This is a genomic window from Bartonella sp. AP58NXGY (assembly GCF_042195785.1).
Lineage (GTDB): Bacteria > Pseudomonadota > Alphaproteobacteria > Rhizobiales > Rhizobiaceae > Bartonella.
This window is the reverse complement of sequence record NZ_JBHIOY010000099.1, coordinates 363-1,094: the sequence shown is the minus strand read 5'-3', so window position 1 is coordinate 1,094 and position 732 is coordinate 363. Positions and strand designations below refer to the sequence as shown.

Annotated in this window: 1 protein-coding gene; it reads left to right on the top strand. The window is 44.7% G+C overall.

Annotation, left to right across the window (positions count from 1 at the left end; all coding sequences use genetic code 11):
* A partial coding sequence (locus ACFINC_RS09730) for a hypothetical protein (RefSeq protein WP_375617079.1) occupies positions 1–732 on the top strand: 732 nt, incomplete at both ends.

Sequence of the window (732 nt, the reverse complement as noted above, 5' to 3'; positions counted from 1 at the left end):
GGATTATCAATGGTTTGGCGGGGCACAAAGCGCTTTTTGCACCAAGTATCCAAACACCAGAACCAGAATCCATACAAGTTCCAAAGCAAAATGAGCTTAGCTCTGTCCAGACAGAACTTGCACAGACCCACACACCAGATGTGCCGTTTTTAGTCGAGACGCGTCCAGATTTTATCAACCCCAGCAAGTTTTTGGGTTCTGATTATTTTCTCAAAAGGGTTGGCAATTATAAGCCCGAGCAAGTGTTCAAAAGGTTGGGCGATGCTTATTTTGAATATCGTCTGATCAATGAACAAATTTTTGAGCTGACAGGCAATCGCACTCTTCTTGATGATGAAGATCCCAATGCTCAAATGCAAAGGCTTTATGACAATGCACTCGCACAGCAAGGGCCATTAGGGTTAGAGCTAGGCAAGTCCTTAACATCTCAGCAAATTGCTGGGATCAAAAAAGATATGATCTGGCTTGAGAGGCATGTTGTAAACGGACAAGAGGTCTTGGTGCCTCGCGTTTATTTGGCGCCAAACACTTCATTTACGCAAGATATTTATGGGGCAAAAACGCAGCAAGCAAGTCTCGCCAGTGCACACTTAAAAGGCAATGGCGTGACTTTAGATGCGGATCGTTTCACCAATAGCGGCACTATCTTAAGTGATGATGCATTGCATGTTTCGACCACGCAAACTTTGTTTAATGATGGTGGTTTTTTGCTTGGCGGCGGTGCTGTCGATC